Below are 5,973 nucleotides of genomic sequence, written 5' to 3'. Positions count from 1 at the left end.
GCATTCCACCGTGAAACACCAGACACCACGCGAAGCACGTGTCTGCTATCGTCCACCCATCGCCCTCGCGGCATGAAACTCCGGTGTCCGGTCCCGGGGTGGAACTTCAAAGCTGTGGAATCCGAAGACGGTGTCGCGGAGGCGGTGGATGCCGTTGTTGTAGTCGTTCTCCCGAGAGAACAGGTCGTCGGCCTGCTCATCGAGATGGCCCCAGAGAGCCGTTATCACCGACTCGACATCGTGGGCGTACACGGTTTGCTTGGTCTTGGGTGCGAAGTTCTGCCCCATGATGCCGATGAGTTGGACACTCGCGCCGATGGCCGCCACCGGCGGGTTCCACGCACCGCCGATGCTGAGCGCCGTGCCCATCCCCTGGCACGTTTGCCACACCGGGTTGAGGTCGGTGGTGATCTCCTTGGTCGCATCGAGCGCCTTGCCGGCGTCGCTGAGGATTTTCAGCGAGCCGGACCGCATCTCCTGGATGATGGTGCCTCTGGCGCTGTAAAGGTTGTGGATGGTCGCTGCGATCCTGGCCTGGTTGTACAGGGTCGGAGCGATCGAGGCGAAGAAGCCGTCCTTGAACTTGGTGGCGGCCAGCCCGGTCCAGCCCGTGTACCAGCCCGCATTCTCGCCGTTCTCGCCGACTAGCTTGGCAACCTTTTGGATCAGGTCGATGTTGCTCGCGAGTGTGAAACCGGCGTCAGAGTCGAGAGCGGACTTCAGGCCCAGGGTGCCGCCGATCGCGAGTAGCGCCTGCTGCGCGCTCTCGATCGCGCGCTGGTCATGTCTGTCGAACTGGGGCAGCTTGCCGAGGACCGCGCTTCCTTCGGAGTGTGCCCAGTACTCGACGTGCTGCATGATCGAATTCATGCCGCAAGGGATCTCGTTCGGCGTGACCACCTCAGTTGGTGTCGTAGATGATGCCACCGGACACGTCGATCTCCTCGGGGTTCTCGCTTCTCTTCCTGACTAGTCACGTGCCGAGCAACCTCGCCAGAGCTGAGCAGGCCGATGCCGGCAGACGGAATCCCGATCGGCGCTGCTTTGGACCCTCGAAGTGGTACACGCCGATGACGAGCCGCGGGTTCACTGCTCGCTCATGTCGCGCAGGAAGTCGGCACAGACGACGAGGGTCGCGAGATCGCCATGCAGGGGAGTGCAAGGCTCCTTGATCGCGACCGGAAGGTCAGGCACCCTCGCTGAGCGGCCGCCACGGGTCGATGACCTCAACGCCCGTGGGCGCGAAGTCAGCCACGTCACGAGTAACGACCGGTATGCCATGCACGAGCGCGGTAGCCGCGATGAGCGAGTCACGAACCGGCCGCGGATCGGGAACGTGCAGAGCTGCACTGCGCCGCGTGACGGTGGTGTCGACTGGAAGGATCCGCTCGGCGAACGCGGGCAGCACCTGCGCTTCCAGCCATCGGCGCAGAACCGCACCCTGCGCCGGATCACGCCGTTCAGCCAGCAGGACCCCGATCTCCAGCTCCTGAACGGTGATCGCCGAGACGAACATACTGCTGGCCGCGGCGCCTGCCGTACGGTTCGCGCACTGCCAACAATCGATTCCCGTTTGCCCTGGTCAAGGGCTTGGTGGGCGATACTGGGATCGAACCAGTGACCTCTTCCGTGTCAAGGAAGCGCGCTCCCGCTGCGCCAATCGCCCCGGTATTGCGAGGTGGAGACGGGATTTGAACCCGTGTACACGGCTTTGCAGGCCGTTGCCTCGCCTCTCGGCCACTCCACCGAGGTGGCCTCCAGTGGCAAGCCACTCCGAGCGGAAGACGGGATTCGAACCCGCGACCCTCACCTTGGCAAGGTGATGCGCTACCACTGCGCCACTTCCGCATGCCCTCCGGCGTTTCCCCCGGCGACGACAGAACTTTATCCGAACCCCGCCGCCGACTCCAAACCGGGGGTGCCCCGCGTGTCGTGATCCGGGGCTGACCAGGCACGAAAGACCGGCGATGATGTGCGGCGTGGAGATCACGACCTGGTACCTGGAGCAGGACGACACCGCCCAGCTGCGCTCGGCCGCGCCGCCCGCGACCCCGGTCGCCGTCACTCGCGCCGAGTTGCCCAGCCCCGAACTGAACCGCTACCTCTACACCGCTGTCGGCGGCGACTGGTTCTGGTCCGATCGGCTCGGCTGGACCTGGCAACAGTGGCAGGACTACCTGGACCGGCCCGGCATGGAGACCTGGGTGGCGTCGGTTCAGGGGACGCCGGCCGGCTACGCCGAGCTCGACGGCCACGAGGCGGGCCGGGTGGAGATCGCCTATTTCGGTCTGCTGCCACGATTCACCGGCCAGGGCATCGGCGGCCATCTGCTCACGGTCGCCCTCCGGCACGCCTGGACCCTCCCGGAACGCCACCCCGGCCTGCCGCCGGTCCACCGCGTCACGGTCAACACCTGCAGCCTGGACGGCCCGGCCGCGCTCGCCAACTACCAGGCCCGCGGCATGCGCGTCCACCACACCGAGACCCGATCCGCCGGGTCCCAGGCCAAAGCGCCCGGCCCCTGGCCCGGAGCAGACCGCCCACAACCATGAAACCCCTTCCCGGTACGCCCGACGGGAGAAACCGCCGTGGGCAGCGGCGGCCTCGCTGCCCACTCCAGCCTCTGCCGCCCCCACCGGGCTGACCTGCCGCCGCTCTTCCGAGCGCCCCGGGACCTCTCCGACCGCCGGCCGAAGGCTCCGGCCACCAGGGCTCCCTCAGCAGGCCCGCGGCAACGCCCCCGACCAGCCGGAATCCGGACAGTCCCGGATGGTGAGGGACCGCGTTGCGGGGAGGGCGGGCGGCCGGGCCCGGGGATGATCGGGGGTCAGGTGGCCACCGGGAGGCCGGCGGAGGTGAAGGCGCGGCCGTCGTCGGTGACGGCGGCGGACTCGTAGCCGTCGGCGACCCGTTTGGCCAGCCAGGAGAGGCCGGGTTCGCCCATGGCGAGGGCGGCGGTGGCGTAGGCGTCGGCTACGGCCAGGTCGGGGCCGACGACGGTGACCGAGCGCAGACCGGTGGCGGGGCGCCCGGCCACCGGGTTCCAGACGTGGGCGCCTCGCTCGTACGTCCCGGAGGTGGCGACCGCGCCTTCGGTCACCGAGAGGACCCAGGCGAGTTTGTCAGCCTTCCACGGGTGGCGGACGCCGACCCGCCAGGGGCGGTCGCCGCGCATCCTGATGTCGCCGCCCGCGCCGATGTAGTGGCGGGTGGAGCCGGCCGCGGCGAGGCGCTGGGAGGCCACCTCGACGGACCAGCCCTTGACGTAGCCGGACGGGTCGAGGGGTCCGCCGGCGTACGCGTCGAAGTAGCCGTCGGTGTCGCGCCATAGGTCGGCGCAGCGGTCCAGGACGTGCCGCAGGTCGGCGGAGCAGTCGTCGAGCGGCAGGGCGCCGGAGCGGAACCGGCACACCTCGCTGTCTTCCTTGTAGGTGCTGAACCGGGCGTCGACCTCGTGCAGCCAGGCGCAGGTGGACTCGATCAGCGCGGTGAGCCGGGCGGCCGGCAGGTCGTCGGCGAGCTCGATGCTCACGACCGTGCCCATGACCTGCTCCGCGTGACGCACGGCTCGACCCTACGCGCCGGCTTTGTCCAGTGCCGCCTGGAGGGACGTGACGTACGACTGGCTGGTGAAGGTGGCGCCGGAGACGGCTTCGACGTCGGCGCTCTGTTCCTCGAGGGTGGCCGACGACAGGGCCTGCACGGCCTTCGGGTTGATCGTTCCGGAGAAGCCGTCGGTCGGGTACGTCGCGTCCGCCGAGGTGATCTTGCCGTCGCCGACCTTGATGGTGACCTGGATCGTGCCGTACTGGTTCTGCACGGCCTTGCCCTTGTAGGTGCCGGCCTTGAGCCCGGCCTCCTCCTCCTTCTTCTTCTCGTCGTCGGCCGACGGGGCGCCGGTCTTCTTCCCGGACGGCTTCTTGGTGCCGGCGGGCGCGGGTTCGCCGGTCGACTCGGCGTCGGGCTCCCCGCCCGCGTCCACCGGCGCGGCGGCGGCCACCGGGACGGCCGGCGGTTGCACGCTCAGGCGGACCCCGAGGATCAGGGCCGCGCCGGTGAGGGTGCCGACGGCTGCTGCGGTACTACGTCGCATCGCGAAACTCCCAGTCGATAGGGGTCAGAACTCGAACGGGTCCAGGTGCAGCTGGCTGTCCGGCACGTCGAGCTGCTTGAGCGTGTCGACGGCGGCGTCGACCAGCCCGGGCGGGCCGCACAGGTACACGTCGCGGCGGTTCACGTCCGGCACCAGGCCGCGCAGTCCGTCGGGGGTGAACAGCCGGCGCGGGCCGGGATCGTTGCGGCCGCCGACGATGTAGCGCACCCAGGCGTCCCGTTCCTCGGCCAGTTCCTCCAGCTCGGTGCGGAAGACCAGCTCGTCCGGGCGGCTGGCCCGGTAGATCACGATGGTGTCCGGCGGCATGTCCTCGAGCAGGGCGCGGATCGGGGCGATGCCGCTGCCGCCGGCGATCAGCAGGGCCCGGCGGCGGGTACGCCGTTCGGCGGTGAACGTCCCGAACGGTCCCTCCGCCCAGATCGGCGTGCCGGGGCGCATGGTGGCCAGCTTGCGGGTGTGGCCGCCGGCGATGGTGACGGTGAGCCGCAGCCACTGCGAGTTCGGGGCGGCGGACAGCGAGAACGGGTGCGACTGCCACCAGCCGTTGGCGGTCAGGAACCGCCAGCGCATGAACTGCCCGGCCTGTACCGGAAGCTTGTCGAGGCGCTTGCCCTCGATGTAGATCGAGAACGTGTTGGCGCCCTCGCCGACCACTTCGGCCACGGTGAACCGGTGCCGCGCGTTCAGCCAGACCGGCTCGACGATGCGGCCCCAGAACAGGGCGGCGATGGTGAGGCAGCCGAGCGCCGGCCAGAACACCGAGGCGAACCGGCCGCTCATGTCGGCGCCCGCCGCGATCTGGTGACCGTAGCCGAGCAGCAGGACGCCGTAGCCGGTCAGGTGGATGAGGTGCCACAGCTCGTAGTTGAGCCGGTTGCGGACGAACCGGATCGAGATCAGGGCGATGAACACCAGCAGGCCGGTCGCGATCGTGGCGCTGATCATCTCGGGGAACGTGGTGATCACGGTCCAGCCCTGGTCGACGACGCCGGTGCCGGCGGTGAGGGCGTACCCGTAGACGATGAAGACGATGTGCGCGACCACCATGGCCAGCAGCGACGTGCCGAGCCAGCGGTGCCAGCGCAGCAGATCGCGGGAGCCGACCCACTCCTCCAGCCAGGAGACCCGGCTCATCATCAGCAGCTGGATGAAGAGCAGGTAGCCGCCGATGATCCCGGTGACCCGGCCGGCCGCGATCATCGTGGTGGCGGTGTCGCTGATCGCGCCGGCCCGCGTGTTGAACAGCCAGAGCGCGACGCTGGTGGCCAGGCCGGAGAAGAACAGCAGCACGGTGAAGAGCCGGTTGCCGCTGGTCGACTCGCCGGGCGGGCGGTCGTCGTGGATCGGGACGCCGGTGCCGGCCTTCCAGCCGGTCGGGTCGGTCAGCGACACCTCGGTGATGTCGCCGCGGCGGTACTCGTCCGGCGTGTCGTAGGGCAGGCCGTACCGGGGTTCCGCGTATTGAGCCTGCTGGGGGGCGTACTGGGGCTCGGCGTCCGGCCAGGGCGGCATGGACGGGTGGTCCCAGCCCGGACCGGCGTCGGACCGCAGTCCGGAGAAGTACCCGTCGTCGTCGGGAAGCTCGCGCTGATCCCGGAAGGCCGGAATAGTCAACGTCCTCACCTGCTCAGCAGTCGTCTCGCGGCGCCTGCCACCCCATGCGGCCGACGTGACGGCCCGGTGGAGCGTCGGAGGCCGTCATAGTTGGGTACGCGCATCACGCCCGGTTGGCTCAACGAGATCCGGAAAAATCCCGGACGCTAGGCTTGCCGTTTAACCTGCCGGGGTTCGTCGATGTGACCCAGGTCGATCACGAGGGCAGCCCTTGCGTGATCATGGTTCTTGCGAAGGACCCATGA

The 5,973-nt window shown here is 69.1% G+C and carries 6 protein-coding genes and 3 tRNA genes; 1 reads left to right on the top strand and 8 read right to left on the bottom strand.

Going from position 1 to position 5,973, the window contains the following annotated elements; translation table 11 throughout:
- Positions 1 to 45: 45 nt before the first annotated feature.
- From AB0I88_RS40820 to AB0I88_RS40800, 5 genes are all read right to left on the bottom strand, one after another.
- Entirely contained in the window at positions 46 to 870 is an 825-nt protein-coding gene (locus tag AB0I88_RS40820) for a hypothetical protein (protein WP_361037598.1), read from the bottom strand.
- Positions 871 to 1,186: 316 nt separating this feature from the next.
- Positions 1,187 to 1,516 carry a type II toxin-antitoxin system VapC family toxin gene (locus AB0I88_RS40815; protein WP_361037596.1) on the bottom strand — a complete coding sequence of 110 codons (330 nt, stop codon included), beginning with the start codon at positions 1,514 to 1,516 and terminating at the stop codon, positions 1,187 to 1,189.
- Positions 1,517 to 1,591: 75 nt separating this feature from the next.
- Positions 1,592 to 1,666, bottom strand: a tRNA-Val gene (locus tag AB0I88_RS40810).
- 10 nt (positions 1,667 to 1,676) lie between these two features.
- Positions 1,677 to 1,747 (bottom strand) — tRNA-Cys (locus tag AB0I88_RS40805).
- Between the two features lie 29 nt (positions 1,748 to 1,776).
- Positions 1,777 to 1,848, bottom strand: a tRNA-Gly gene (locus AB0I88_RS40800).
- Positions 1,849 to 1,970: 122 nt separating this feature from the next.
- On the opposite strand from AB0I88_RS40800, the gene AB0I88_RS40795 reads away from it, so the two are divergent.
- Positions 1,971 to 2,552, top strand: a complete 582-nt coding sequence (locus tag AB0I88_RS40795) for a GNAT family N-acetyltransferase (RefSeq protein ID WP_361037602.1) — start codon at positions 1,971 to 1,973, stop codon at positions 2,550 to 2,552.
- Positions 2,553 to 2,827: 275 nt separating this feature from the next.
- On the opposite strand, the gene AB0I88_RS40790 is transcribed toward AB0I88_RS40795, so the two are convergent.
- Genes AB0I88_RS40790 through AB0I88_RS40780 form a run of 3 tightly spaced genes read right to left on the bottom strand, consistent with a single transcriptional unit; the run spans position 2,828 to position 5,737 of the window.
- Positions 2,828 to 3,544: an FAD:protein FMN transferase gene (locus AB0I88_RS40790; RefSeq protein ID WP_361037600.1), complete on the bottom strand. Its 717-nt coding sequence runs from the start codon at positions 3,542 to 3,544 to the stop codon at positions 2,828 to 2,830.
- Positions 3,545 to 3,574: 30 nt separating this feature from the next.
- Complete coding sequence (locus AB0I88_RS40785; RefSeq protein ID WP_361037594.1) at positions 3,575 to 4,093, bottom strand: FMN-binding protein; 519 nt, start codon at positions 4,091 to 4,093, stop codon at positions 3,575 to 3,577.
- 24 nt (positions 4,094 to 4,117) lie between these two features.
- The gene (locus tag AB0I88_RS40780) at positions 4,118 to 5,737 is read right to left on the bottom strand and encodes a ferredoxin reductase family protein (protein WP_361037592.1); all 1,620 of its coding nucleotides are present in this window, start codon (positions 5,735 to 5,737) and stop codon (positions 4,118 to 4,120) included.
- Positions 5,738 to 5,973: the final 236 nt, after the last annotated feature.

Source organism: Actinoplanes sp. NPDC049802 (assembly GCF_040656595.1).
GTDB lineage: Bacteria > Actinomycetota > Actinomycetes > Mycobacteriales > Micromonosporaceae > Actinoplanes.
Note: the sequence above shows the minus strand (reverse complement) of the source record. Positions and strands in the feature narration are given on the sequence as shown.

Excerpts from the sequence above, each read along its gene's own strand:
- AB0I88_RS40820 (WP_361037598.1), bottom strand. The coding sequence starts at position 870 with ATGAATTCGATCATGCAGCACGTCGAGTACTGGGCACACTCCGAAGGA.
- AB0I88_RS40815 (WP_361037596.1), bottom strand. The coding sequence starts at position 1,516 with ATGTTCGTCTCGGCGATCACCGTTCAGGAGCTGGAGATCGGGGTCCTG.
- AB0I88_RS40795 (WP_361037602.1), top strand. The coding sequence starts at position 1,971 with ATGTGCGGCGTGGAGATCACGACCTGGTACCTGGAGCAGGACGACACC.
- AB0I88_RS40790 (WP_361037600.1), bottom strand. The coding sequence starts at position 3,544 with ATGGGCACGGTCGTGAGCATCGAGCTCGCCGACGACCTGCCGGCCGCC.
- AB0I88_RS40785 (WP_361037594.1), bottom strand. The coding sequence starts at position 4,093 with ATGCGACGTAGTACCGCAGCAGCCGTCGGCACCCTCACCGGCGCGGCC.